Origin of the sequence: Streptomyces sp. NPDC050164, from assembly GCF_044459945.1 — a bacterium.
Lineage (GTDB): Bacteria > Actinomycetota > Actinomycetes > Streptomycetales > Streptomycetaceae > Streptomyces > Streptomyces coeruleorubidus_A.
Genome location: NZ_JBITJK010000005.1, coordinates 341,039 through 366,321 on the forward strand (window position 1 = coordinate 341,039; position 25,283 = coordinate 366,321).

Annotated in this window: 20 protein-coding genes and 1 pseudogene; 12 read left to right on the forward strand and 9 right to left on the reverse strand. The window is 71.7% G+C overall.

Features of this window, described 5'->3' with window-relative positions:
* Positions 1 to 14: 14 nt before the first annotated feature.
* Entirely contained in the window at positions 15 to 2,582 is a 2,568-nt protein-coding gene (locus ACIBNA_RS11435) for a CHAT domain-containing protein (protein ID WP_399165037.1), read from the reverse strand.
* Positions 2,583 to 2,760: 178 nt separating this feature from the next.
* Between ACIBNA_RS11435 and ACIBNA_RS11440 the strand changes: the two genes are divergently transcribed.
* From ACIBNA_RS11440 to ACIBNA_RS11450, 3 genes are all read left to right on the forward strand, one after another.
* Positions 2,761 to 4,191, forward strand: coding sequence for a S8/S53 family peptidase (locus ACIBNA_RS11440; protein WP_399164981.1), 1,431 nt, complete (start codon positions 2,761 to 2,763; stop codon positions 4,189 to 4,191).
* A gap of 62 nt (positions 4,192 to 4,253) precedes the next feature.
* On the forward strand, positions 4,254 to 4,829 hold the full coding sequence (locus ACIBNA_RS11445; protein WP_399164982.1) for an RNA polymerase sigma factor: 576 nt from the start codon (positions 4,254 to 4,256) through the stop codon (positions 4,827 to 4,829).
* Positions 4,826 to 5,311, forward strand: coding sequence for a hypothetical protein (locus ACIBNA_RS11450; protein WP_399164983.1), 486 nt, complete (start codon positions 4,826 to 4,828; stop codon positions 5,309 to 5,311). Before ACIBNA_RS11445 ends, ACIBNA_RS11450 begins: the two co-directional genes overlap by 4 nt.
* Before the next feature lie 10 nt (positions 5,312 to 5,321).
* On the opposite strand, the pseudogene ACIBNA_RS11455 reads toward ACIBNA_RS11450, so the two are convergent.
* The 5 genes and pseudogenes from ACIBNA_RS11455 to ACIBNA_RS11475 all read right to left on the reverse strand — a co-directional run.
* Positions 5,322 to 5,904: pseudogene (locus tag ACIBNA_RS11455) on the reverse strand (hypothetical protein); the annotation flags it as partial.
* 80 nt (positions 5,905 to 5,984) lie between these two features.
* Positions 5,985 to 6,773: an N-formylglutamate amidohydrolase gene (locus ACIBNA_RS11460; RefSeq protein ID WP_399164984.1), complete on the reverse strand. Its 789-nt coding sequence runs from the start codon at positions 6,771 to 6,773 to the stop codon at positions 5,985 to 5,987.
* 137 nt (positions 6,774 to 6,910) lie between these two features.
* Positions 6,911 to 9,130 (reverse strand): NADP-dependent isocitrate dehydrogenase, encoded by a 2,220-nt coding sequence (locus tag ACIBNA_RS11465; RefSeq protein WP_399164985.1) that lies wholly within the window; start codon positions 9,128 to 9,130, stop codon positions 6,911 to 6,913.
* A gap of 527 nt (positions 9,131 to 9,657) precedes the next feature.
* Complete coding sequence (locus tag ACIBNA_RS11470; protein ID WP_399164986.1) at positions 9,658 to 10,755, reverse strand: mechanosensitive ion channel family protein; 1,098 nt, start codon at positions 10,753 to 10,755, stop codon at positions 9,658 to 9,660.
* A gap of 230 nt (positions 10,756 to 10,985) precedes the next feature.
* Entirely contained in the window at positions 10,986 to 11,969 is a 984-nt protein-coding gene (locus ACIBNA_RS11475) for a YbhN family protein (protein WP_399164987.1), read from the reverse strand.
* A 212-nt stretch (positions 11,970 to 12,181) separates the two neighbouring features.
* On the opposite strand from ACIBNA_RS11475, the gene ACIBNA_RS11480 reads away from it, so the two are divergent.
* Together ACIBNA_RS11480 and ACIBNA_RS11485 are read left to right on the forward strand one after the other, a co-directional pair.
* Positions 12,182 to 14,068 (forward strand): ABC transporter ATP-binding protein, encoded by a 1,887-nt coding sequence (locus ACIBNA_RS11480; protein ID WP_399165038.1) that lies wholly within the window; start codon positions 12,182 to 12,184, stop codon positions 14,066 to 14,068.
* A 57-nt stretch (positions 14,069 to 14,125) separates the two neighbouring features.
* Complete coding sequence (locus ACIBNA_RS11485) at positions 14,126 to 14,584, forward strand: hypothetical protein (RefSeq protein WP_399165039.1); 459 nt, start codon at positions 14,126 to 14,128, stop codon at positions 14,582 to 14,584.
* Between the two features lie 2 nt (positions 14,585 to 14,586).
* Here the strand turns inward: ACIBNA_RS11485 and ACIBNA_RS11490 are convergent, their stop codons facing one another.
* The gene (locus ACIBNA_RS11490) at positions 14,587 to 15,570 is read right to left on the reverse strand and encodes a Bug family tripartite tricarboxylate transporter substrate binding protein (RefSeq protein ID WP_399164988.1); all 984 of its coding nucleotides are present in this window, start codon (positions 15,568 to 15,570) and stop codon (positions 14,587 to 14,589) included.
* Between the two features lie 97 nt (positions 15,571 to 15,667).
* Here ACIBNA_RS11490 and ACIBNA_RS11495 point away from each other — a divergent pair, with 97 nt between their 5' ends.
* Together ACIBNA_RS11495 and ACIBNA_RS11500 are read left to right on the forward strand one after the other, a co-directional pair.
* Positions 15,668 to 17,299, forward strand: coding sequence for an ATP-binding protein (locus ACIBNA_RS11495; protein ID WP_399164989.1), 1,632 nt, complete (start codon positions 15,668 to 15,670; stop codon positions 17,297 to 17,299).
* Positions 17,296 to 18,015, forward strand: a complete 720-nt coding sequence (locus ACIBNA_RS11500) for a response regulator (protein WP_399164990.1) — start codon at positions 17,296 to 17,298, stop codon at positions 18,013 to 18,015. The genes ACIBNA_RS11495 and ACIBNA_RS11500 overlap by 4 nt, the downstream gene beginning before the upstream one ends.
* A 5-nt stretch (positions 18,016 to 18,020) precedes the next feature.
* Here ACIBNA_RS11500 and ACIBNA_RS11505 read toward each other — a convergent pair whose 3' ends face one another.
* Both ACIBNA_RS11505 and ACIBNA_RS11510 read right to left on the reverse strand, forming a co-directional pair.
* Positions 18,021 to 18,302 (reverse strand): hypothetical protein, encoded by a 282-nt coding sequence (locus ACIBNA_RS11505; RefSeq protein ID WP_399164991.1) that lies wholly within the window; start codon positions 18,300 to 18,302, stop codon positions 18,021 to 18,023.
* Positions 18,303 to 18,437: 135 nt separating this feature from the next.
* On the reverse strand, positions 18,438 to 19,385 hold the full coding sequence (locus ACIBNA_RS11510; RefSeq protein WP_399164992.1) for a methionyl-tRNA formyltransferase: 948 nt from the start codon (positions 19,383 to 19,385) through the stop codon (positions 18,438 to 18,440).
* Positions 19,386 to 19,592: 207 nt separating this feature from the next.
* Here ACIBNA_RS11510 and ACIBNA_RS11515 point away from each other — a divergent pair, with 207 nt between their 5' ends.
* The 5 genes from ACIBNA_RS11515 (at position 19,593) to ACIBNA_RS11535 (ending at position 25,241) form a co-directional block, all read left to right on the forward strand.
* Complete coding sequence (locus ACIBNA_RS11515; protein WP_399164993.1) at positions 19,593 to 20,948, forward strand: lysine N(6)-hydroxylase/L-ornithine N(5)-oxygenase family protein; 1,356 nt, start codon at positions 19,593 to 19,595, stop codon at positions 20,946 to 20,948.
* Between the two features lie 114 nt (positions 20,949 to 21,062).
* Positions 21,063 to 22,121 (forward strand): FecCD family ABC transporter permease, encoded by a 1,059-nt coding sequence (locus ACIBNA_RS11520; RefSeq protein WP_399164994.1) that lies wholly within the window; start codon positions 21,063 to 21,065, stop codon positions 22,119 to 22,121.
* Positions 22,118 to 23,191 (forward strand): FecCD family ABC transporter permease, encoded by a 1,074-nt coding sequence (locus tag ACIBNA_RS11525; RefSeq protein ID WP_399164995.1) that lies wholly within the window; start codon positions 22,118 to 22,120, stop codon positions 23,189 to 23,191. Before ACIBNA_RS11520 ends, ACIBNA_RS11525 begins: the two co-directional genes overlap by 4 nt.
* A 38-nt stretch (positions 23,192 to 23,229) precedes the next feature.
* The gene (locus tag ACIBNA_RS11530) at positions 23,230 to 24,069 is read left to right on the forward strand and encodes an ABC transporter ATP-binding protein (RefSeq protein WP_399164996.1); all 840 of its coding nucleotides are present in this window, start codon (positions 23,230 to 23,232) and stop codon (positions 24,067 to 24,069) included.
* Positions 24,070 to 24,182: 113 nt separating this feature from the next.
* Complete coding sequence (locus ACIBNA_RS11535; RefSeq protein WP_399164997.1) at positions 24,183 to 25,241, forward strand: iron-siderophore ABC transporter substrate-binding protein; 1,059 nt, start codon at positions 24,183 to 24,185, stop codon at positions 25,239 to 25,241.
* Positions 25,242 to 25,283 lie beyond the last annotated feature (42 nt).

Genomic DNA, 25,283 nt, shown 5'->3' on the forward strand with positions numbered 1-25,283 from the left:
GAACAGGGGACGGGTCAGGCCGCCCCGAACGCCGAGAACGCCCAGCCCGTGGCCTGGTGCAGCGCGTCGCCCGGCAGGGCGGCCCGGGCGTCGCGCAGCGCCTCCGCCAGGGACAGTCCGGACCCGAGGCCCTTGTGCAGCGCGAGCATCAGCGGCACCACTGCGGCGTCGTTGACGGGCGCGCTGCACGCCACCACCCCGGCCGTGCCGAGCGGCAGCAGCGCGGTGACCAGGCCGAGCAGTTCGTCGGCGCCGACGGCGGCGAGGAGGGCGGTGTCGCAGCAGGACAGGATGATCCGGTAGGGGCTGCGGTCCAGACGCTCGAAGTCGTGCACGACGATCGGGCCGTCGGCCATCCGCAGGGAGGAGAACAGCGGGCTGTCCGCGCGGAACGTGCCGTGCGCGGCGATGTGCGCCAGCGTGGCACCGTCCAGCTCCTGAAGCACCCGCGGCACCCGCGCCTCGTCGTCCTCCAGGACCGTCGCGCAGGCGTAGCGGCCGGCCAGTTCGGGCACCTCGGCGCCGCCCGTGGCCAGGCCCGGGCCGCGTACCAGCACCTGGCGGCCGTCCGGCGGCGGCGCGGTCTCCCGGGCCCGCAGCCAACTGCCCGCCGAGGGCGACACACTGAGCACCCGTTCCCGCAGCGACGGCAGCAGCGCCCACGGCACCCGGTGCAGCCGCCCGGGCGGCACGATCACCACCGGACCGCCGCCCAGGTGCGCCGCGGCCGGTCCGAGCAGCAGCTCCTCCAGCCGCCGCCCCGCGGCCTCCACCACCGCAAGCCGCGCCTCTGCCCCGGGGTGTGCCAGCCGCCGCAGCCCCGCCTGTACGTGCTCGGCCTCGGTCTCCGCGTCGGCCAGCAGCCCGGCCTCGAACCTGCGCACCCGCCCCTGCCCGCACAGCAGCACCTGCACCCGTCCGTCGAGCACGGCGAGTTCCACCAGCCGTACCCCGTCGCCCAGCCGCTCCAGCAGCCGGCCGACGTCGAAACGGTCGCCGTCCCCGGGGGCCTCGCCGCGCATGTGCAGGGTCCGGGAGCGGATCTGCCGCTCCAGGCGCCGCTGTTCACGCTCCAGGGCCGGAACCGGCCGGCCCTCCATCCGGGCGGCCTCCGCGCGGGAGGCGATCTCGCGGAAGGCGGTCATGCCGCTGAGCAGTTCCGGGTCGGCGGGCGGCCGGGTCGGCGGGGTGGACAGCACGGTGGCCCGCCAGCGCTCGCTCCACACCAGCAGCCGCCGGGGCCCGCCGGACACGAGGCTGGCCCGTTGCGCCAACGCCGCCAGCTCCGCGCCCTGCTCGGTGGCACGCGCCCGCAGCTCCGAGGCGCCCAGCGTCATCCGGTGGTCGTCGAGCACGTCCAGGCCGCGCCGGCACGCCTCAAGGACGCCCCGGGTCGACCCCGCCGCTCGTGCCCGCAGCGCCTGCGCCGCCCAGCCCGTCATCCGCGCCAGCGGCGGGCCGTTCCGCCTGCTGCGGGCGGCGACGGCCAGATGCCGTTCCGCGTCCGCCGTCCAGCCCAGGCCCAGCGCGATGCGGCCCGCGAGCAGCGACGCCTCCGGCGCGGCCGGCGCGCCGAAGGCGGCCAGCTTCTCGGCCACCGCGGCGGCGTCGGCGACCAGCCGCCCCGAGCCGCGCCCGGCCGCGTGCCGCGCCTCGATCAGCACCAGCCGGGCGTGCGTCTCCCACCAGGTGCGCCGCTGCCCGGCGAACAGCCGTACCGCGAGGGCGGCACGGGCGATCGCCGTGTGCGGGTCCCCGGCCAGCCGTGCGGCCCGCGCGGCGGCCAGCAGCAGCTCCGCCTTGCGCGTGGACTGCCCGCCGATCCCGTCCAGCCTCGCGATCGCCGCGTCCGCCTCGGCCAGCGCCTCGGGAGCCAGCCCGGCCGCCATCAGCACCTCACAGCGCCGGATGTTCAGCATGAACGTCGGCGTGCCCAGCCGGGCGTACCGCTCCTCCGCCTCGTCGAGCAGCCGCAGCGCCGCCGGCACGTCACCGGACCGGAACGCGGCGAGCCCCCGGCTCTCCACCGCGTCGGCCTTGTCGTGCTCCTGGCCCGTGGTGTCCCACAGCGCCTCGGCCGCCGTGAAGTCCGCCTCGGCCCGCTCCACCGCCCCCAGCGCCAGATGCACGGTCGCCCGCAGGGTCAGCGCCCGCGCCGTCCAGATCACGTCCTCCGCCTGGCGCAGCACGGGAATCGCCCGGCGTACGTCCTCCAGCGCCTGGCGATGGTGACCGAGCACCCACCACACGTACGCCCGTCGGTACAGCACCCGCGCCCGCGTGTGCCCGCCGCCTCGCGCGACCCCCCGCTCGAACGCCGCCAGGCCCTCCCGGGTGCGGCCCGCGTGCACCAGCGCCACGCCCAGGGTGGCCAGCACGTCCGCCTCCCGGTCGGCCGAATCCGCCCGCGCCGCGAACTCACGGGCCCGCCGCAGATGGTCCAGCGCGAGCCGCAGATCACCGAAGTCCCGCTGCCAGATGCCGATCACCTGGTGGGCGACGGACGCGTGCAGCGGGGACGGGTCGGCGTCGAGCAGCGCCCGGGCCCTCGCGAGAGCCTCGCCCGGGTCGGCGAACACCATCGGCAGCAGTTCCTGCACCGAGTCGCTTCCCGCTGTCACGCCTCGGATGGTAGTGGCCCCGCAACCGCACCACACAGCGTTGGCGCTGTATCAAAAGACCGCCAGACGGCTCTTGTCGACGAGTACCGACGACCGTTTGCCGCACCGACCGATGCCGTCGCCCAGTGGGAGGACCCGCATGGCACCTCAGCGATTCCACGAGCAGTTCGACCAGATCCAGCGCGCGATGCCGGACGTCCCCCTCGCGATGGGACCGGACGACTCGGCCGAGTTCATGTACGAGAAGGGCGTCGTCCTCGTCCGCGACGGCGAGGAGGCCCGGATCGTCGAGGACACCGTACGGGCGCACTTCACGGCGGCACTCGACCTCGACCAGGACCAGGTCCGCCGGGCGGGCCCGCAGACCAACCGAAGCGGCGTCACCCGGATCCGGGTCGGCGACCCCGGCGAGGGGAGCCGGGGAGCGGACCGGGCCGTCGCGCAGGCACTGCGGGCCGTGCGCGAGCGCGAGGCCCGGGCCGGGCACCGGATGGTCGCCCGCAACCACGTGGTGCACATCGCAGTCAACGCCTGCCCCGGCGACGAACCCGTACCCGCCCCGGCGAGCGAGCCGCCCAACCCGGCGGCCGCGGACACGGCGTACGACCCGGACACCGCCGTCGGCGTCCTCGTCGTCGACACCGGCCTCACGCACGACTACCGCTCCTGCACGCTCCTCGCCCACACCGACGGCGACGCCCAGGTCCAGGAGTGCGACGAGCAGGGGATCCTCCAGCAGTACGTCGGGCACGGCACGTTCATCGCCGGGCTCGTCGCCGCCGTCGCACCCAACACCGACATCACCGTGCGCGGCAGCCTCAACGACGCGGGCGCCGTCCTGGAGTCGGAGTTCGGCGAGAAGCTCTTCGAGGCCGTCGACGCCGGCGGCTGGCCCGACGTCCTCAGCCTCTCCGCCGGCACCTCCAACGGCCGCACCGACGGCCTGCTCGGCGTGGAGAACTTCATGCGGGAACTGCGCGAGCAGCGCACCCTGCTGGTCGCCGCCGCCGGCAACAACGCCAGCGCCACCCCCTTCTGGCCCGCCGCCTACGCCGACCTGCCCGGCTGGGAGGACTCCGTGCTGTCGGTCGGCGCGCTGCGCAGCGACGGCGAGTTCGGCGCCTGCTTCACCAACCACGGCCCCTGGGTGAAGGTCTACGCCCCCGGCGAACGCCTCATCAGCGCCCTCACCGGCTTCGAGACGCCCGTCCCGTACGTCTACCAGCACTCCACGTACGACGCCTGCCGCTACGGCTTCGATTACGGCTGCACCTGCCGGCACCCCCGCCACACCGGCGTGCTGAGCGACGAGAACGCCCCCGCCAAGCCGGACCAGGTGATGTTCGAGGGGTACGCGCAGTGGAGCGGCACTTCCTTCGCCACTCCCGTGACCGCGGGCCTGGTCGCCGCCCACATGACGGCGCACAAGGAGACCGACCCGCGTGCGGCCCGGCGGCAACTGTTCGCCGCCGGCACCGGGTTCGCGGAAGTGCGCGGGGCGCACGTACCCGCGCTGCGCCCGCCCACCTGGCGCCCCGTCCCGGTCGTCCGTCACGCCCCCGGGCTGTGAGGGCCGGAACCGCCCCCTCCACGGCGTACGATGACGTGCCGTACTCGAGGGGTGGGGCTGCCGTGGACCGTACTGATGCCGGCGCGCTCGTCCAGGCCGCCGCCGACGGCGACGCGGCGGCCTGGAAGGCGCTCGTGGAAGGGCTGAGCCCCCTGGTGTGGTCCGTGGTGCGGGCCCACCGGCTGTCCGACGCGGACGCCCACGAGGTCTACCAGACCGCCTGGTTCCGCTTCGCCCAGCACCTCGGGCGGATCCGGGAACCCGGCAAGGCGGGCGCCTGGCTGGCGAGCACAGCGCGCCACGAGTGCCTGAAGGTCATCCGGAGCTCGCAACGACTGACCCTGACGGACGATCCACAGCTCCTGGACCGGGTCAGCGAGGACGGCACGCCGGAACAGTCGCTGCTCGACTCCGAGGAGGCCGCCGCCCAGAGCGAACGGGTACGGCGGTTGTGGCAGGAGTTCGAGGAACTGGGCGAGCGCTGCAGGCAGTTGCTGCGGGTGCTGATGGCCACGCCGCCGCCCAGCTACCAGGAGGTGTCCGCCGCGCTCGGAATCGCGGTGGGCAGTATCGGGCCGCTGCGGCAGCGCTGCCTGCGCCGGCTGCGGGCCCGGCTCGAGGCGCGGGGGGCGATATGAGCGACATGAACGACGACGTGTTAGACGAGGACGCCTGGGACGACCAGGAGTTCGACGCCGGGCTGCTGGAGGAGGAACTCCGTCAGGCCGCCGCCGTCCTGGACCCCGTGCCGGCGGAGCTCCAGCAGATCGCCGTCGACGCCTACGCGTTGCACGACCTGGACGCCCGCGTCGCGGAGCTCACCTTCGACTCGCTGGTCGACGCCCTCCCGGTCCGGGGAGCCGGCGAGGTGCCCCGGATGCTGACCTTCCGGGCGGGCGAGGTGACCGTCGACGTCGAGGTCACCGCACACGGGCTGATGGGCCAGGTGCTGCCGCCGCAGCCGGCCCGGATCGAGGTCCTGGCCGGACCAGGCCCCGGCTCCTCGCTCACGGCCGACGACCTGGGCCGCTTCACCGCCGACGCACCGCCGTCGGGCCCGTTCGCCCTGCGGCTGCGAACCGGCGGGGACGTGGTGGTGACGGAGTGGCTGCGGGCGTAGACCCCAGGAGTCACCAGGCGCAGGGCAGCGTCCTCGGTCCCCGGATCATCGTCTTCCGCCGCCAGGCCACCTGGTGTCCGGCTAGGGTCTGTCGTTTGGATCAGGTCGCAGGGAAGCGACTGTTCTGCTCGGTCGCGTCTGCGGCGTGATCCAAACGACAGGCCCTAGGGGAAGACGTCCGGGTCGCGGTTGGCGGCGAGGTACGAGACGTAGACCGGGTCGCCCGCGTGGATGCGGTGCCCGTGCAGGTCGACGTCCTCCCTCGTGCCACGCCTGCCGCAACTCGGGCCGGGTGAGCAGCAGGTAGGGCTTCTGGCCGCAGGTGTGGGTGACGGCCTCGCCGCCGATCTGGAGCGGCTCGGCGAGGCCGACCGCCTCCGTCTCGCTGATGTCGCCGGCGGCGCCGCGGCTGAAGTGCGAGCCATACGCGTCACTTGACGCCCAGTCACCTCCGCGCTGGTGAACCGCGGATCGTCGGTGATCGGCTTCACGTCGTCGTGGCGGGTGGCCGGCCACGCCTATCCCAAGCCGTGCGGCAGCCGGATCCGGGTCAGCGGCCCCTCGCACATCTGCCCCGCGAGGACCGGGCCGAACCGTGGTGGTCTCCTCCGTCACTGCCCCCTTCACCGCGCCCCCGCCGCTTGTCGCGCGGGAGTGCTCCAGCCGGTGACGGTCAGCCGGACACGGCGTCGACCAGGCGGGCCAGCGCGGCGGCGAGCCGCTCGAGGCCGGGGCCGGCAAGGCCGCCCGGCTCGGTCATGTAGGTGTCCCGGCGGATCTCCACCATGAGCGCCTCGACCCGCGGGTCGGTCCCGTAGAACTCCAGCGGCACGTACGCCCCGCTGAACGGGCTGTCGAGCTCCGTCTCCCCGAAGGCCTGCCGCGCGGCGTCCAGCAGCCCGGGAGAGGTGTGGAAGGAGTCGGTTCCGAGACACACCGGCGGCCGGGCCCCCTCCCCGTGCAGCTCGTACGGCAGCCGGGCGCGGGGGTAGGAGTGCACGTCGATGATCACGGCCCGCCCGGTGGCCGCCAGCCGGTCCGCCACGGCCTGCGTCATCGCCCGCGCGTACGGCAGGAAGTACCGCTGGACGAGCGGCCCGGCTTCGACGTCCCCGGACCGCAGCACGGCGCCGTGCGTGGTCCGGGTGTAGACCGCGCCCATCCCGACGGCCCGCATCTCCTCCCGTTCGTCGGGGAAGCGCTCCGGGTCGACGACCAGCCGCGACAGCCGGTTGACGAACCGCCACGGGACGACGCCGGCCGCCCCGGCCGCCGCCTCGGCGATCTCCGCCGTGTGCGCGTCGGTGATGTGGTCCAGCTCCCGCGCGAGCTCGTCGTCGCCCAGCACGATGTCCGCCCGTACGGACGGCGGTATCTCCCGCGCCGAGTGCGGGACATGCAGGATCACGGGGGAGTGCCCGGCGCCGGGCAGGACGTCGAAGGACCGGGGGTCGTCGGTCACGCGGCGGCTCCACGGGCGTTGTCAGGGACGGTGTCAGGGGGCTTCGCTCGAAAGCCCCGCCTCTTCGAACATAACTCCGCCCCGGCCGGGCGGTGCGCCGGCCGGGGCGGAGCGGAGGGACCGAAGGGCCCCGGGCATCAGCTCAGGGACGCCAGCGCCTCGTTCCACGTGGCGGACGGGCGCATGACCTCGGCGGCCTTCGCCGGGTCGGGCTGGTAGTAGCCGCCGATGTCGGCCGGCTTGCCCTGGACGGCGTTCAGCTCGTCGACGATCTTCTGCTCGTTGGCGGCCAGCGTCTCGGCGATCGGTCCGAAGGCCTTCGCCAGGTCCGCGTCGTCGGTCTGCCGGGCCAGCTCCTGCGCCCAGTACAGGGACAGGTAGAAGTGGCTGCCGCGGTTGTCGATGCCGCCGACGCGCCGGGTCGGGGACTTGTCCTCGTTGAGGAAGGTCGCCGTGGCGCGGTCGAGGGTGTCGGCCAGGACCTGGGCGCGGGCGTTGCCCGTCACCTTGGCGAACTGCTCGAGGGACGGCACCAGGGCGAAGAACTCACCCAGGGAGTCCCAGCGCAGGTAGTTCTCCTTGACCAGCTGCTGCACGTGCTTCGGCGCCGAGCCGCCCGCACCCGTCTCGAAGAGGCCGCCGCCCGCCATCAGCGGGACGACCGACAGCATCTTGGCGCTGGTGCCCAGCTCCAGGATCGGGAACAGGTCGGTCAGGTAGTCGCGCAGCACGTTGCCGGTGACGGAGATGGTGTTCTCGCCGCGGCGGATGCGCTCCACCGACAGCTTCGTGGCCTCGACCGGGTTCAGGATCCGGATGTCCAGGCCCTCGGTGTCGTGCTCCGGCAGGTACTGCTCGACCTTGGCGATCAGGTTGGCGTCGTGCGCGCGGGTCTCGTCCAGCCAGAACACCGCCGGGTCGCCCGTGGCGCGGGCGCGGGTGACGGCCAGCTTCACCCAGTCCTTGATCGGCGCGTCCTTGGTCTGGCAGGCGCGGAAGATGTCACCGGCCGAGACGGTCTGCTCGATGAGCGCGGTGCTGTTTTCGTCGACCAGGCGGACCGTGCCCGTGGTGGGGATCTCGAAGGTCTTGTCGTGGCTGCCGTACTCCTCGGCCTTCTGCGCCATGAGGCCGACGTTCGGCACCGTGCCCATGGTGGACGGGTCGAAGGCGCCGTTGGCCTTGCAGTCCTCGATCACGGCCTGGTAGACGCCCGCGTAGGAGGAGTCCGGGATGACCGCCAGGGCGTCGTGCTCCTGCCCGTCCGGGCCCCACATGTGGCCGGAGCTGCGGATCATGGCCGGCATCGAGGCGTCGATGATGACGTCGGAGGGCACGTGCAGGTTGGTGATGCCCTTGTCGGAGTCGACCATCGCCAGCTCCGGGCCCTCGGTGAGCTCGGCGTCGAAGGAGGCCTTGATCTCGGCGCCCTCGGGCAGGGCGTCCAGGCCCTTGTAGATGCCGCCCAGACCGTCGTTCGGGGTCAGGCCGGCCGCGGCGAGCTTGTCGCCGTACTTCGCGAACGTCTTCGGGAAGAAGGCGCGCAGCACGTGGCCGAAGACGATCGGGTCGGAGACCTTCATCATCGTCGCCTTCAGGTGCACCGAGAACAGCACGCCCTCGGCCTTGGCCTTGGCGACCTGCGCGGTCAGGAACTCGCGCAGCGCGGCGACCCGCATCACGGAGGCGTCGACGACCTCGCCCTTGCGGACGGGTACGGACTCACGCAGCACGGTGGTGGTGCCGTCGTCGCCGACGAGCTCGATGCGCAGCGCGCCGTCCTCGGCGATCACCACGGACTTCTCGGTGGAGCGGAAGTCGTTCTGGCCCATGGTCGCCACGTCCGTCTTGGACTCGGCGGACCAGGCGCCCATGCGGTGCGGGTGGGACTTGGCGTAGTTCTTGACCGACGCGGGGGCGCGGCGGTCCGAGTTGCCCTCACGCAGGACCGGGTTCACGGCGGAGCCCTTGACCTTGTCGTAGCGGGCGCGGATCTCGCGCTCCTCGTCGGTCTTCGGGTCGTCCGGGTAGTCCGGCAGCGCGTAGCCCTGGCCCTGGAGCTCGGCGATCGCGGCCTTGAGCTGGGGGATCGACGCCGAGATGTTCGGCAGCTTGATGATGTTGGCGGCGGGCGTCTTGGCGAGCTCGCCGAGCTCAGCGAGCGCGTCCGGGATGCGCTGGTCCTCGGTCAGGTACTCCGGGAACAGGGCGACGATGCGCCCGGCCAGCGAGATGTCGCGGGTCTCGACGGCGACACCCGCCTGCGAGGCGTACGCCCGGACCACCGGCAGGAAGGAATACGTTGCCAGGGCCGGGGCCTCGTCAGTGTGCGTATAGATGATGGTCGAGTCAGTCACCGGGTGCTCCGCTCCACGTCTGCAACATTGCTCGACATCAAGATATCTCGTGATCGACCTCGTCTCGACAGGGGTCCGCGCCCAGTTTCGGTGACCGGGACCCGGGAGCCGCCCGAGCGAAAGCGGACGATGGGATGTCGCAGCCAAGTGACGGCCCGGGAGGCCGCGCTCACCGGCACGGTCGCGGCTCTGACCGGCCGCGCCGCGGGGCTCCGGAAGACCGGACGCGTCCCCGGGGCCCCGAGAGCAGGTGGCCGAGAAGCTGCGGATCACCTCGGCGCGTACGCTCCCCGCGAAAGCCCGCGCCACGCGCCCTGGCGAACCGCGGGGACTCGCGGGCGGCGGCTCGGCCGCACCGAGCGGCTTGACCGGCGACCGGACCGCGGACACGTACCGCTCCCGCTCGCCGCTCTCCGATCGCCACCGAGGTGGTGCAGATCACGGTCGGCGGCTACGCGCACCCGCGGCTGTACGGGAGGAGGACGCCGTACAGCCGGTGGGACGGGCACTGCCCACGAGAGCCGGCCTCAGTCGAGCCGGGCGGAGGTCATGTCGCCCGGCTCGATCTCGCCGGTCCGCTGCTGGGGGATGACGACCCCGCCCTGCTGGAGCGCCACCGTCCGGGCCGGGGCGGGGATGCGGATGCCCTCCGCGCGGTAGCGCTTGTGCAGCCGCTTGATGAACTCGTGCTTGATCCGGTACTGGTCGCTGAACTCGCCGACGCCCAGGATGACCGTGAAGCCGATGCGGGAGTCGCCGAAGGTGTGGAAGCGGATGATCGGCTCGTGGTCCGGCACGGCGCCCTCGACCTCGGTCATCGTCTCGGCGATGACCTCGTTGGTCACCCGCTCCACGTGCTCCAGGTCGCTGTCGTAGGCCACCCCGACCTGGACCAGGATGGTCAGCTGCTCCTCCGGCCGCATGAAGTTGGTCATGTTGGCCATGGCGAGCTGGCCGTTGGGGATCACGACGAGGTTGTTGGACAGGTTGCGGATCGTCGTCTGCCGCCAGTTGATGTCCTCGACGTAGCCCTCCTCGCCGCTGCTGAGGCGGATGTAGTCGCCGGGCTGGACGGTCTTGGAGGCGAGGATGTGGATGCCCGCGAAGAGGTTGGCGAGGGTGTCCTGAAGCGCCAGCGCGACCGCCAGACCGCCGACGCCCAGCGCGGTGAGCATCGGGGCTATGGAGATCCCGAGCGTCTGGAGCACCACCAGGAAGCCGATCGCCAGGACCAGGATCCGGGTGATGTTGACGAAGATCGTGGCCGAGCCGGCGACACCGGAACGGGACTGGGTGACCGTGCGCACCAGGCCGGCCACCACCCGCGCCGCCGACACCGTCGCCACGAAGATGAGCAGCACCGTCAGCACCTGGTTGGTGTGGTGCTGCACCGTCCTCGTCAGCGGCAGCGCCGCCGCCGCGCCCGCCGCTCCGCCCACCACCGCGGCCCACGGCAGCACCGCCCGCAGCGCGTGCACGATGACGTCGTCCCCGCTCCAGCGGGTGCGGTCGGCGTGCCCGCCCAGCCAGCGCAGCAGCATGCGCAGCGCGAAGGCCGCCAGCAGGCCCGACGCCAGGGCGATGCCGGCGAAGACCAGATCGTCCGCGGTGAGCGCCCGGTTCACCTGTCACCTCCGGGAAGCGGAACTGCGGCGAACGCCGTCGCCGGCGGCCGGATGTGAAGTTTCGTCACGTCGTCACCTGTTCGTCCTACGGGATGCTCGATCGCGCGCGACCACCCTGACCTGCGGTCGGCGCAATCGTTCATCCTGCCGCATCCCGCAGGGGGTTTCGTACCGGGGAACGGGCCAAGCCGGGGGAGTTCCGCCAGGGCGCTGAAGGGCCTGTCGGGCGGTCAGATCACCTTCAGCCGTACCAGCGCGCCCAGTGTCAGCGCGCCGGGCAGCAGCGGCAGCCAGACCGTGATGACCCGGAAGGCCAGCACCACGGCAGTGGCCACCGCGGCCGGGCCGCCCGCCGCCACCAGTGCCACGACCAGCGCCGCCTCCACCGAGCCGATCCCGCCCGGGGTGGGCACCAGCGCGACGGCGACCGTCGCCGCCAGGTAGGCCACCGCCATGTGCGCGGGCGGCACGTCCAGCCCCACCGCCCTGCCCACCAGCACCAGCACGGACGCCTGCAACGCGGGGAAGGCGAAGGCCCCGCCCCACAGGGCCAGGGCCCGGGCCGGGCGGGTGTGCACCGAGCGCGCCTCGCCGAGCGCCGTCCGCAGGAAGGACAGCACGGCCGAGCGCACCCGCCGGACCAGGGTCAGTACGGCCACCGCGATGACGAGCACCACACCGGCACCGGCCAGCAGCGGGCCGAACGCCGCCTGAGGAACCAGCGTGCCGAGCCGCAGCGCGTCGGGGAACGCGACGAGCAGGGCACCCAGCAGGACCACCCGGCCGATGCTCTCCGCCAGCAGATACAGCGCGAGGGCAGCCGAGGAGCGGGCGAGCGGCAGCCCGCACACCGTCATGAACCGCAGGTTGACCGCGCTCGCGCCCAGCCCCGTCGGCAGCAGGTGGTTGGCCGCGCCCGCCGCGAACTGCGTGGCGAGCAGCCGCCGTCGGGGCAGCCGCTCGACGACCGCGCCCTGCCGGGTGCAGGCGGCGGCGACCCAGGTCAGACAGGTCGCGCCCACCGCGGCCAGCAGCCATGGCCACTCGGCGTTGCCCAGATGCACGAAGCCCTCGGCCAGCACCGACCGGTGCTGCACCGCGACCACGGTGACCATCAGGAGCGGAAGCAGACACAGGATCTGACGCAGGCGGCGGACCGGGACGCGACGGGGGAGTCGTCCCGGTCGCAGTTCGGGGAGTTGTACCGCTGTCACGTCCGCTGAGGCTTCCCACGCCCCGCCAACGGCGGGTTGCGGACGTGCGGACGGCGTCTTACGCGCGGGGAGCGGCTGGGGGGAGAGCGTCATCAGGGCCTTTGCGGGGGGACGGGGAGAGGGGGTTCGGGCCGATTGTGCGGGATGTCGGGGCGATGCGCGAGCGCCTTGACCTCAAGATTGCTTGAGGTTCTACGGTCCCTTCCATGAGTATGGAGACCACAGCGTGGACACAACTGCACAGCGTCATGAACGCCCAGGAGGAGCGCCGCCCCCTCGCCCTCGCCACCCTGCGCCGCATCGGCGCGTTCGCCCGCCCGCACCGGCGCCGCATCGCCCTGTTCGTCCTGCTCGGCGTGGGGACCGCCCTGCTGGCCGTGGCTACCCCCGTCCTGGCCGGGAGCGTCGTCGACGCGATCGTCTCGGGCGGCACCGAGGGCACCGTCGTACGCCTGTCCCTGCTCATCGCGCTGATCGCGGTGGCGGAGGCGGCACTCGGCATCCTCGGCCGGAGACTGTCGGCGACGCTCGGCGAGCACCTCATCCTCGATCTGCGGACCGCCGTCTTCGATCATGTGCAGCGCATGCCGGTCGCGTTCTTCACACGCACTCGTACGGGCGCCCTCGTCTCCCGACTCAACAACGACGTCATCGGCGCCCAGCGCGCGTTCAGCAACACCCTGTCCGGAGTGGTCAGCAACCTCGTCACGCTGCTGCTCACACTTGCCGTGATGCTCACGCTGTCCTGGCAGATCACCCTGCTCGCGCTGGTGCTGCTGCCGGTGTTCGTGATCCCGGCCCGGCGCATGGGCCGCCGTATGGCGCACATGCAGCGGGAGGCCGCGACGCTGAACGCGGCGATGGGCACCCGCATGACCGAGCGCTTCTCCGCACCCGGCGCCACCCTTGTCAAGCTCTTCGGGCGCCCCGGGGAGGAGTCGGCGGAGTTCGCCGAACGCGCCCGCCGGGTCGCGGACATCGGCGTCCGGACGGCGACCGCCCAGGCCGCGTTCATCACCGCCCTCACCCTGGTCTCCGCCCTCGCCCTGGCCCTGGTCTACGGCCTCGGCGGCGCCCTCGCCCTGCGCGGCACGCTGGAGCCCGGCGCGGTCGTGTCGCTGGCGCTGCTCCTGACCCGGCTGTACGCGCCGCTGACCGCGCTCGCCGGGGCACGGGTCGAGGTGATGAGCGCCCTGGTCAGCTTCGAGCGGGTCTTCGAGGTGCTCGACCTGAAGCCGCTCATCGAGGAGAAGCCGGACGCGCGCCGGGTGCCCGACGGGCCCGTCGCGGTCGAGTTCGACGACGTCCGCTTCGGCTACCCTGCCGCCGACAAGGTCTCCCTGGCCTCCCTGGAGGAGGTCGCCACGCTCGACAAGCGGGGCGGTGACGAGGTCCTGCACGGCATCTCCTTCCGTGCCGAGCCGGGGCAGACCGTGGCGCTCGTCGGTTCCTCCGGCGCGGGCAAGTCGACCGTCGCGGGGCTGCTGCCGCGCCTGTACGACGTCGACGGCGGCGCCGTACGCGTCGGCGGCGTAGACGTCCGCGACCTGAGCGCGCGGTCCCTGCGGGAGACCCTCGGCATGGTCACCCAGGACGGGCACCTCTTCCACGACACCGTCCGCGCCAACCTCCTCCTGGCCCGCCCCACGGCCACGGAGAGCGACCTGTGGGACGCCCTGCGCCGCGCCCGACTCGACGACCTCGTCCGGTCGCTGCCCGACGGCCTCGACACCGTGGTCGGCGAACGCGGCTACCGCCTGTCCGGCGGGGAACGCCAGCGCATGACCATCGCCCGGCTGCTGCTGGCCCGGCAGCGCGTCGTCATCCTCGACGAGGCCACCGCCCACCTCGACAACACCTCCGAGGCCGCCGTCCAGGACGCACTCGCCGAAGCCCTCGAAGGCAGGACGGCGGTCGTCATCGCCCACCGGCTCTCCACGGTCCGGACAGCCGACCAGATCCTGGTCGTCGAGGCCGGCCGGATCGTAGAACGCGGCACGCACGAGGAACTCCTGGCGGCGGGGGAGCGGTACGCGGAGCTGTACCGGACCCAGTTCGGCGGGACGGAGAGCGCGGTCGTGGACGGGGCGGCCGCGTAACACGCCCGACCTGTGTGAACGCCTCCGGGCGCGCATCCGTACCCCTGACGAGTACTCCTGCCTGCCCGCGAGGGCTGGACGGCTCGCACCCGGAGAGGCGACGTTCCCCTGGTCGCCGCCTGCGGCGGCGGTGACGACGACAAGCCGGCCGCCGGCGGCAGGACGGCGGCGCCGAGCGTGTCCGCCGCTCCCGCCGCCGCCGGCGTCGTCGCGCCGGCGAAGGTGGAGGTGATCGCCGGCCTGACGGGCTGCAAGGTGAAGATCCGTACCGAGGCGGACGAGCTGCGCGAGGGCGTGTGCCACACGAAGAAGGGTGACTACCTCATCACCACCTTCCCCGAGGAGAAGCTCAAGGAGACCTGGCTGGAGTCGGCCGGTGTGTACGGGGGCAAGTACCTCGTCGGCATGCGCTGGGTCGTCAGCGCCAAGCCGGAGATGCTCGAACCGCTCCGCGCGAAGCTCGGCGGCACCGTCCGGGAGCTGCGGGGCACCGGCCCCGGCGCGAACGCCTCCTGACGTCACCGCGGTCCGAGCCGGCGGACGAGACCGGCGACCTGCTCGTCCTGCCTGGCCAGGTACGACTCGAAGGCACGGCCGGTGGCGAACACGTCTGTCCAGCCGTGCCGGCGCAGCTCGGCCCGCCACTGGCGGGAGTCGTGCAGCTCGGTCAGCGCCTCGACCCAGCGCCGCCGGTCGGTGTCGCTGATGCCGGGCGGAGCCACGATGCCCCGCCAGTTGTCGAAGACCAGGTCGATCCCCGAGGACTTCAGGGTCGGGACACCCGGCAGGACACCGACCGGCCGCTCGCCGGTGACGGCCAGGACCCGCAGCCGGCCGGCGCGGATCTGGTCGAGGAACTCGCCGAACCCGCTCGTGGCGACGTCGACCCTGCCGTCGAGCAGCGCGGGCAGCAGCTCACCGCCCCCACCGTCGTACGGCACGTACGCGACCTTCCGCGGGTCGATGCCGACCGTCTGCGCCAGCCGCATCGGCAGCAGATGGTCGGGACCGCCGACGGAGGAACCGCCGCCCACCCCGAGGCTTACGGGATCCTTGCGCCAGGCGGCCACCAGCGCGCCGATCGTCCGGTACGGCGAGTCCCGCCGGACGACGATCGCGCCGGCCTCTTCGGCGAGGCGTGCGATCGGGGTGGTCTCGGTGACGGTCACCCTCGACCCCGCCACGTGCGCGGCGCCCACGACTCCAAGGCCCATCTGGAGGGCGAGATCGCCGTTGCCCCTCTCGTCGGCGAGGCGCTGCAGGCCCACCGTGCCCCCGGCGCCGGGCAGATTGAACACCTGCACGTCCGAGGCGATCCCGGCCTCCTCCATCACCCGGGCCGCGGTACGGGCCGTGGTGTCGTAGCCGCCGCCAGGGGTGTTGGGCACCATGAGCCGCAGGTCCCGCGCGGGCCCGTCGCCGGGCCACCCACCGCACGCGCAGGCCGCCAGCAGGGCCAGGGCGGACAAGGCACCGATCAAGGCGCGTGCGGGGCCTCTCATGACACCTCACTTCCGGTTTTCCCGGGTCGGCGTCATGATTGTGCGACTCGGCACACGAGCCGCCCCACCTGTGTCGGCATTGAAGATTGAGTTCATTGTGGTCGCCACCTTTCGTCGCCATTCGCTCGCGGGCGAGATGCTGGTGCTCCAGCTCGCCATCGTCGTGGTGGTGCTGCTGGCGGTCGCCGCGGTCTCGCTCGCCCAGTCGCAGGCCACCTTCAACCGCGTCGAGGGACGCCGGGTGAGCGCGCTGGCCGAACAGCTGGCCGCCAACCCCCTGGTGCGCAGCCAGCTGGTGCGTCCCGTGCCCGGAGAGACGCTCGCCCCGCTGGTGCACGCCACGCAGGCGCACTCCGGAGTGACCTCGGTGACGGTGGCCGACGCCTCCGGCCGGATCGTCAGCTCCACGAATCCCACGGTGGTCGGCGAGCGGCTGCCCCTGGGGCAGGGCAGTCACCGGGCGCGGGGCTGGTCGGGGCAGCTGACGCTGGACGGCAACCGCGAGCTGGCCGCCCAGGTCCCCGTCCTCGGGGCGACGGAGGAGAACCTCGGCAGGATCCTCGGCACGGTGATGATCGGCGAGGCCGATCCGACCGTCTGGCAGCGGCTCAGCGGCGCCTCCTCGTACCTGCTCGCCTATCTGGGCGTCGCCAGCGGGCTCGGCGTGGCCGGCTCCTGGCTGCTCGCGCGGCGGGTGAAGCGGCAGACCCTCGGGCTGGAGCCGGGTGAGATCGCGGGACTCGCCGAGCACCGGGAGGCGATGCTGTACGGCATCGCCGAGGGCGTGATCGCCCTGGACCCGCAGCACCGGCTCACCCTCGTCAACGACATGGGCCGCCGCCTGCTCGACCTGCCCGAGGACTGCGTCGGCCAGAGCCTGGACGGCCTGGGCATCGACGGACGGCTGCGCGACGTGCTGGCCGGGACCACCGCCGCCGACAAGCGGGACGAGGTCGTCGTCCGCCACGGCCGGGTCCTGGTGATGAACCGGATGACCGTCACCAAGGACGGCCGGCTCCTCGGGTCGGTCACCACCCTGCGCGACCGCACCGAACTGGCCCGGCTGGAGCGGGAGATCGGCTCCTTCCGCAGCTCCTCGGAGCTGCTGCGGGCGCAGGCGCACGAGTTCGCCAACCAGCTGCACACCATCTCCGGGCTGATCCAGATCGGCGAGCAGGACGAAGTCGTGCGCTACATCCGCGCGTTGAACCAGCACCGCCAGTCCCTGGACGTCACCCTCAGCCGCCGCGTCGGCGACACGGCGGTGGCCGCGCTGCTGATGGCGAAGGCGTCCCTGGCGGCTGAACGGAAGGTCAGCCTGCGCATCTCGGACGACACCGCGCTGGAGCGGCTGGCCCCGCAGGACGCCGCCGACGTGGCGACCGTGGTGGGCAACCTCGTGGACAACGCCGTCGACGCCGCAGCGCCCGACGGGGAACGGTGGGTCGAGGTGGCGCTGCGGCAGGACGCCTCCAGCGTGGAGATCGTGGTCCGCGACTCGGGGCCGGGCGTGGCTCCCGAACTGGCCCGCGAGGTGTTCTCCCACGGCTTCACCACCAAGGCCGCGCGGGAGGGCGAGCGCGGCATCGGACTGGCCCTGACCAAGCTGGTCTGCGAACGGCACGGGGGAGAGATCTCGGTGGCCAACACCCCCGACGGGGCCGTGTTCACCGCACGCATGACCGTCAGCCACCTCGCCGAAGCGGTGGCGGAAGGAGCGGCCCCATGACCGGAGCGCGCGACATGACCGGAACGCACGACAATGCGGGCACGATCGACGTCCTCGTGGTCGACGACGACTTCATGGTGGCCCGGGTCCACCGCGCGTTCGTCGAACGCGTCGAGCCGTTCCGGGTCGTCGGCGTCGCCCACACCGGCGGACAGGCGATCGAGGCCGTGGACGAACTGCGCCCCGACCTCGTCCTGCTCGACCTGTATCTCCCCGACCTCTTCGGCCTCGACGTCATCCCCCGGCTGCGCGCCGCAGGTCACGACTGCGACGTCATGGTCATCAGCGCCGCGCAGGAGGCCGACGCGGTCCGCGGCGCCGTCCGGCAGGGGGTCGTCGACTACCTCCTGAAACCCTTCGACTTCGAGGACCTGCGCTCCCGGCTGGAGCGCTACGCCGCCCAGCGGGGCCGGCTGCTCACCGCGGTGGTGCGGGGCCAGGCCGACATCGACCGGGTCCTGGCCGGAGCGGGCGTCCCCGCACCGGCCCCCGCGCTGCCCAAGGGCATGAGCGTGGAGACCGCCGAACTCGTCGAGCGGGCCCTGCGCGAGGCGGACGGCACCCTGTCCGCCTCCGAGTGCGCCGCGCTGACCGGCGTGTCCCGGGTGAGCGCCCGCCGTTACCTGGAGTACTTCCACGGTGCCGGCAGCGCGGATGTGTCCCTGCGCTACGGCGTCGCCGGCCGGCCCGAACGACGGTACGCCTGGCGGGCGTGACCCCCCTACGGCGGGTCGTTGCCCTGCTGAGGGTCGGGCGCCGGCAAGGGGGAAGGCGCGGGCGCCGGGACGGAGACCGTCGAGGCGTCCGGCTTCTGCGTCGTGTCCTGCGCGATCCTCACGGTGTACAGGCCCGGACTCTGGTCACGCCACTGCTCGGATTCCGGTCCGACGGCGGTCGCGGCGGTCAGGGGGAGCACCACGGCCCCGGTGAGCGCCAGGACCCAGCCGAGGACGGGGCTCAGGAATGCGCCGGCAGTCCGGTGGTAGCTGTCGTGGTAGGCCAACTGTCGTCCCGGTGGTTCGACTTGACGTCATGTACTGCCCCCATGGGACTCAACTGTCGCAGCCGCCGCCGGCAAAGGGAATCTTGAAACTTAAAGCCCCACGTGCTGCACAGAAGTTTCACAGTCGGCCCTTGGTCAGGGCTGGTTGGTCAGGTAGCCGCCCATGGCGGTGAAGTACTCGGTCGCGGGCAGCTCCCGGCCGTCCTCGGTCCGAACGCGCGTGATGGCCAGGCCGTGGTTGCGGCCGGTGCGGGCGTCGGCGCCGGCGACGATCACCACGCCCTCGCCCTCGCGGTAGAAGATGCGTCCGGGCGTGCCGCCGTACCGTCCCTCGGAGACGACGGCGGCCAGGACCTCCAGTCGCTTGCCCTTGTGGAAGGTGAACGCGCTGGGGTACGGCTCGGACTGGGCGCGGACCAGACGCTCCAGGTCCTCGGCCGGCCAGGTCCAGTCGATGCGGCTGTCCTCGATGGACCGCTTGTGGAAGAAGCTGGCCTGGGAGCGGTCCTGCTTGGTGAACTCCGTCTGCCCGGAGGCGATGAGGTCGAGCGCGCCGATGGTGACCGGGGCGATGAGGTCGACGGTCTTGTGGAACAGGTCGGTCGCCGTGTCCGTCGGCCCGACCGCCACCGCCTCCTGCCGCACGATGTCGCCGGCGTCGAGTTCGTCGTTCATCATGTGCGCGGTGACGCCGACTTCGGGCTCGCCGTTGATCAGTGCCCAGATCAGCGGGGAGAAGCCGGCGTACTTGGGCAGCAGCGAGTCGTGCACGTTCAGTGTGCCGTGGCGCGGCAGGTCGAAGATGCGCGGCGGAATCCACGTACGCCAGTTGTTGGCCACGATGATGTCCGGGTCGGCTTCCTTGAGGCGCTCGAACAGCTCGTCGTCGTCAGGGCGGTTGCGGATCACGACCGGTACGCCGTGCTCCTCGGCGAGGTCGGCGACCGAGTCGCTCCAGATCTTCTCGTACGCGTGCTCGCTCTTGGGGTGCGTCACGACCAGGACCACGTCGTGCTCGGAGTCCAGGAGGGCTTGGAGGGTGCGGTGCCCCCAGGTCTGGTAACCGAACATGACGACCCGCATGGGGTTCCTCCTCGAAGCAGGGAATGGCCGTGGCCAGTAAAGCAAGGCTTACCTAAGTGGTCAACGGGCCCGCTTGGCGCGCGTGTTGGACATCCACCCCCGCTCGCGTGTCCGTTTTGTCTATGGACAGCCTCACGGGATGAGCTTAGCCTTACCTAAGTTTTGGGTGGTGCCTCTTCGGCGTGCCCGACTGACGATGGGAGTGACATGGCACAGGCTCGTCCTGGCGACGCCCCTTTGATCCACGACCTCATAGGCATCGGCTTCGGGCCGTCCAACGTGGCCATGGCGATCGCGCTCAGCGAGCACAACGCACGCGCCGGTGGGGAGGAAGCGGTCTCCGCTCACTTCTTCGAGCAGCAGCCGCACTTCGGCTGGCACCGAGGCATGCTCATCGACGACGCGACCATGCAGGTGTCCTTCCTCAAGGACCTGGTGACGCTGCGGAACCCCGCCAGCGAGTACAGCTTCCTGTGCTACCTCAAGAGCAAGGGACGGCTGATCGACTTCATCAACCACAAGAACCTCTTCCCGCTGCGGGTGGAGTTCCACGACTACTTCGAGTGGGCCGCCGGCCAGGTCGACGACATGGTCTCCTACGGCCACGAGGTCGTCGGCGTCATGCCCGTCGTGCGCGACGGCGTCGTGGAGTACCTGGACGTGACGGTCCGTTCGGGGGAGGGCCTCGAGGTCCACCGGGCCCGCAACCTCGTCCTCGGCACCGGCCTGCGCCCCCTGATGCCAAAAGGCGTGGAGCGCAGCGACCGCGTCTGGCACAACTGTGAACTGCTGGGCCGAGTCGACGCGTTGGAGGGCACCTCGCCCTCCCGGTTCGTCGTCGTGGGCGCCGGGCAGAGCGCCGCCGAGAACGTCGCCTACCTGCACCGCCGTTTCCCCGAGGCCGAGGTCTGCGCGGTCTTCTCCCGCTACGGCTACAGCCCCGCCGACGACAGCGCCTTCGCCAACCGGATCTTCGACCCCGAGGCCGTCGACGAGTTCTTCGCCGCGCCCAAGGACGTCAAACGCCGGCTGATGGACTACCACGGCAACACCAACTACTCCGTGGTGGACATCGACCTGATCGACGACCTGTACCGGCAGATGTACCAGGAGAAGGTCCTCGGCACCGAGCGCCTGCGCTTCCTCAACGTCTCCCGGCTCACCGGTGTCACGGAGACACCGGACAAGGTCAGGGCCACCGTCACCTCCCTCGTCACCGGTGAGGAGACCCTCCTGGACGCCGATGTCGTGGTGTTCGCCACCGGCTACAGCCCCGCCGACCCCGTCGGTCTGCTCGGCGAGGTGGCCGACCGCTGTCTCCGTGACGATGAGGGCCGCGTCCGCGTCGAGCGCGACTACCGCATCGCGACGGAGTCCGCCCTGCACTGCGGCATCTACCTTCAGGGCGGCACCGAGCACACGCACGGCATCACCTCGTCCCTGCTGTCCAACACCGCCATCAGGGTCGGCGAGATCCTGGACTCGCTGCTCGACCGGGGCCGCAAGTCCGCCTCCGACGAGGCCCGGACGGTCGCCGACGGAACCGGCAGCGCTGCGCGTTAGCTCCGCTGTGAGGCCGTACTACGTCTGCGGGTCGACTGTGGCTGGTCGCGCAGTTCCCCGCGCCCCTTCGGGGCGTTGCCGTTCTCGTTGATCAAAGGGATAACGTACGTCGACATGGGCACGATCGCAGTGGAGCGCCCCGCGTCCAAGGTCGCAACTCAGGCCCGTCGGCGGCGAGTTGTGGGCCTGGCCGCGCTGGTGCTGATCCTCGTGGCAGCGGGGGCGGTGTCGTTGGCCGTCGGGGCGCGCGCGTTGAGCCCCGGCGAGGTGTGGCACGGGCTGTTCGCGGCACCGGAGTCCGACCAGCGGCTCACCGAGATCAGGCTCATCGTGGAGACCGTGCGGGTGCCCCGGACGGTGCTCGCGATCGTGGCGGGCGTCGCCCTCGGGGTCGGCGGGGCGCTGATCCAGGGGTACACGCGCAACCCGATCGCCGACACCGGCCTGCTGGGCGTGAACTCCGGCGCCTCGTTCGCCGTGGTGACGGTGATCGCCGTGTTCGGGCTCTCCGACCCGTTCCAGTACATCTGGTTCGCGTTCCTGGGGGCGGCGGTCGCCGGTGTCGTGGTGTTCGGTCTTGCGAGCATCGGCCGCGGCGCCGGGAACCCGTTGACGCTGGCCCTGGCCGGGCAGGGAGTCACGGTGTTCCTCGCGGCGATGACCACGGCGATCGCGCTGTCGGACCAGAAGTCGCTGAACGCGCTGCGGTTCTGGAACGCGGGCTCCGTGGCCGGCGTGGGATTCGGCGTCATCTGGCCGGTGACCGGGTTCATCGCGGCCGGACTGGTGCTGGCACTGATCACGCTGCCTGCCCTCAACCTGCTCAACCTGGGTGACGACGTGGCGCGCGGGCTCGGGGTGAACATCGCGCTGAGCCGGACCATCGGCATCACCGCCATCACCCTGCTGGCGGGCGCCGCGACGGCCGCCTGCGGGCCCATCGCGTTCCTCGGGCTCATGGTGGCCCACGTGGCCCGGTATCTGACCGGGCCCGACTACCGCTGGCTGGTGCCGTACGCGGGTCTGCTCGGCGCCATCGTGCTGTTGGTCTGCGACATCGTGGGCCGCCTGGTGGTGCGGCCGAGCGAGCTGGATGCGGGCGTCGTCGTCGCGCTGCTGGGCGCCCCGTTCTTCGCGGCTCTGGTGTGGCGCGGAAAGTTCAAGAACGCATGAACAGGACAGACGTGAAGCCGGACGTGAAGCCGTCGGTGGCGCCGGGCGTGCGGCTCGGCCAGGTGTCGTTCGTGTGGCGGCCGTGGATCGTGTGCGTCTCGCTGCTGCTCGCGGCGGCGACGTTCCTGGTGTTCTGCCTGTCCATCGGCGTCGGGGACTTCCCCATCGGGCTGCCCCAGGTGATCGCCACGATCTTCGGCCGGGGTGAGCAGGTCGACGAGTTCGTGATCATGGATCTGCGGATGCCGCGCGCCCTTGCCGGGGTCGTCGTGGGCATCGCGCTCGGGGTGTCCGGGGCGCTCACGCAGTCCATCGCCCGCAATCCGCTGGCCAGTCCGGACGTCCTGGGCATCACGAACGGCGCCAGCGCGGTCGCGGTGTTCCTGGTGACGGTGTCGGGCGGGACGGCCGCGGCGATCGTCAGCTCCGTGGGCCTGTCTGCGGCGGCGCTCATGGGCGGTCTCGGCACGGGCCTGCTGGTGTACTTCCTCGCCTGGCGACGCGGGATCGACGGCCTCCGGCTCATCCTCATCGGCATCTCGGTGAGTGCCGTGATGGAGGCCCTCACGACCTGGCTGCTGGTCTCGGCCGACATCAGGGACGTGGCCCAGGCCCAGGCGTGGCTGGTCGGCTCGCTGGACGACCGGTCGTGGGACGAGGTCCAGGTGGCCGTCTGGGGCACGCTCGTCCTCCTGGTCGTCGTGGCGGGCGCCGCGTTCCAGTTCAAGCCGATGCACCTCGGTGACGACGTCGCCGCTGGCCTGGGGGTCCGTTACTCGGCCGTGCGGGCGGTCCTCCTGCTGTGCGCGGTGCTGCTGGCCGGCGTGGCGGTGAGCGCGGCGGGCCCGGTGCCGTTCGTGGCGCTGGTGGCCCCACAGGTGGCGATGCGTCTGGCGCGGTGCCCGACGCCGCCCATGGTGGCCTCCGCGCTGGTCGGTGCGCTGCTGCTGACCGGCTCGGACCTGGTCGCCCGCACGGCACTGCCCGTCAGTCTCCCGGTCGGCGTGGTCACCGCGGCGATCGGCGGCCCCTTCCTCGTCTATCTGCTGGCACGGGCGAACCGCAGATAGCTGATACAAAGTCAGGCGAGCCTAAGTAAGGGGGCCTTGTGGTCACTCAGTCCGTCACCGGGGTCGAGTCCGAGTCCGATCAGGCCTCACGGCTGGCAGCCAGGGGCGTCACGGTCGGATACGGCGCCCGGACCGTCATCGACGATCTCGACGTGGCGATACCCCCCGGGGTGATCACCACCATCATCGGCCCCAACGGCTGTGGAAAATCGACCTTGTTGCGGACCCTGTCCCGGCTGCTCAAACCGTCCAAGGGGACGGTCGTGCTGGACGGTGACGACATCGCCCGGCTCAGGACCAGGGACGTGGCGAGGAAACTCGGCCTGCTGCCGCAGGCGCCAGTCGCGCCCGAGGGGCTGACGGTGGCCGACCTGGTCGCCAGGGGCCGCCATCCGCACCAGAGCTGGCTGCGGCAGTGGTCCTCGGACGACGCCGACGTGGTCGAACGCGCGCTGGCCATGACCGGGGTGTCCGACCTGGCCGACCGCCCGGTCGACGCGCTGTCCGGCGGACAGCGGCAGCGCGTCTGGATCTCGATGACCCTGGCCCAGGGCACCGATCTGCTGCTGCTGGACGAGCCGACCACCTATCTCGACCTGGCGCACGCGATGGACGTGCTCGATCTGGTCGACGATCTGCACGAGTCGGGATGCACCGTGGTGATGGTGCTGCACGACCTCAATCTGGCCGCGCGCTACAGCGACAACCTCATCGTGATGCGGGCGGGGTCGATCCTGGCGCAGGGTCATCCCCGTGACGTGCTGACCGCCGAGCTGCTGCACGAGGCGTTCGGACTGCGCGCCAAGGTCATCGACGACCCGGTGGGCGACCGGCCGCTCATCGTCCCGATCGGTCGCACGCACGTCCAACTCGGCTAGTTCGCCATAAAGTTACACAAGTAAGGCTAGGCTTGCCTTACTGCCTTGCGATACGGTTTGCCTGCCCTTACCCGGGGGCGTAGTGGACAGTGCGAAAGCAAGGGGATTGACGGATGCTCCTCCACAGAACGACGCGCAGGACGCCATGGCGGCGAGTCGCTGCACTGCTCTCCGCCGCGACGCTCGGCGTCGGCCTCCTCGCGGGGTGCGGTTCCGAATCGGACTCGGCGGACAAGGGCAGCGACAACACCTCGACCGCCGCGGCCGGCGCCTTCCCGGTCACCGTGGAGCACGCGTTCGGCACCACGAAGGTCACCGAGGCCCCGAAGCGGGTCGTCACCGTCGGCTACACCGACGACCAGACCGTCCTGGCGTTCGGCATCAAGCCGGTCGGCATGACCGACCAGTACCCGAACCCGGCGGGCCAGAGCCCCGACATCAACACCCAGTGGCCCTGGGTGAAGGACAAGTGGGGTGACACCAAGCCCGAGGTCATCATGAAGAACGGTGACACCGGCCCCAACTACGAGAAGATCGCCGCTCTGCGCCCGGACCTGATCGTCGCGGTCTACTCCGAGATCGACCAGGCCGGCTACGACAAGCTCTCCAAGATCGCGCCTACGGTGGCCCGTACCAAGGCCGAGAAGGAGCCGTTCAGCGCCCCCTGGCAGGACAACGCCCTGCACATCGCCAAGGCACTCGGCAAGGCCGAGGAGGGCGAGAAGATGGTGCAGGACATCCAGGGCAAGCTCGACGCGGCCAAGAAGGCGCACCCCGAGCTCGCGAAGCAGACCGCCGTCGTCCTGTCCTGGTACGAGAACTCGGTGGCGCCCTTCACCTCCACCGACGTGCGCGGCCGGCTCGTGACGGGCATCGGCTTCAAGTACCAGACCGAGATCGACAAGGTCGCGGACGGCAGCTTCTACACCAAGCTCTCGCCCGAGCGCGTCGACCTGGTCGACGTCGACCGCATCTTCGTCATCAACGACAAGGCCGACACGGCAGCCCTGAAGAAGTTCAAGCTGTTCGCCAACCTCGACGCCGTGAAGAAGGGCAACGTGTCCTACCTGCTGGACAGCGAGGGACCGGCGGTCGGCGCGGCCATCTCCCAGGGCACCCTGCTGTCCATGCCGTACGCCGTCGACGAGCTCGTGAAGTCGGTGGCCGAGTAGCGATGCCGGTCATCATGTCCCGTCCCCTGCCCACCCGGGTCG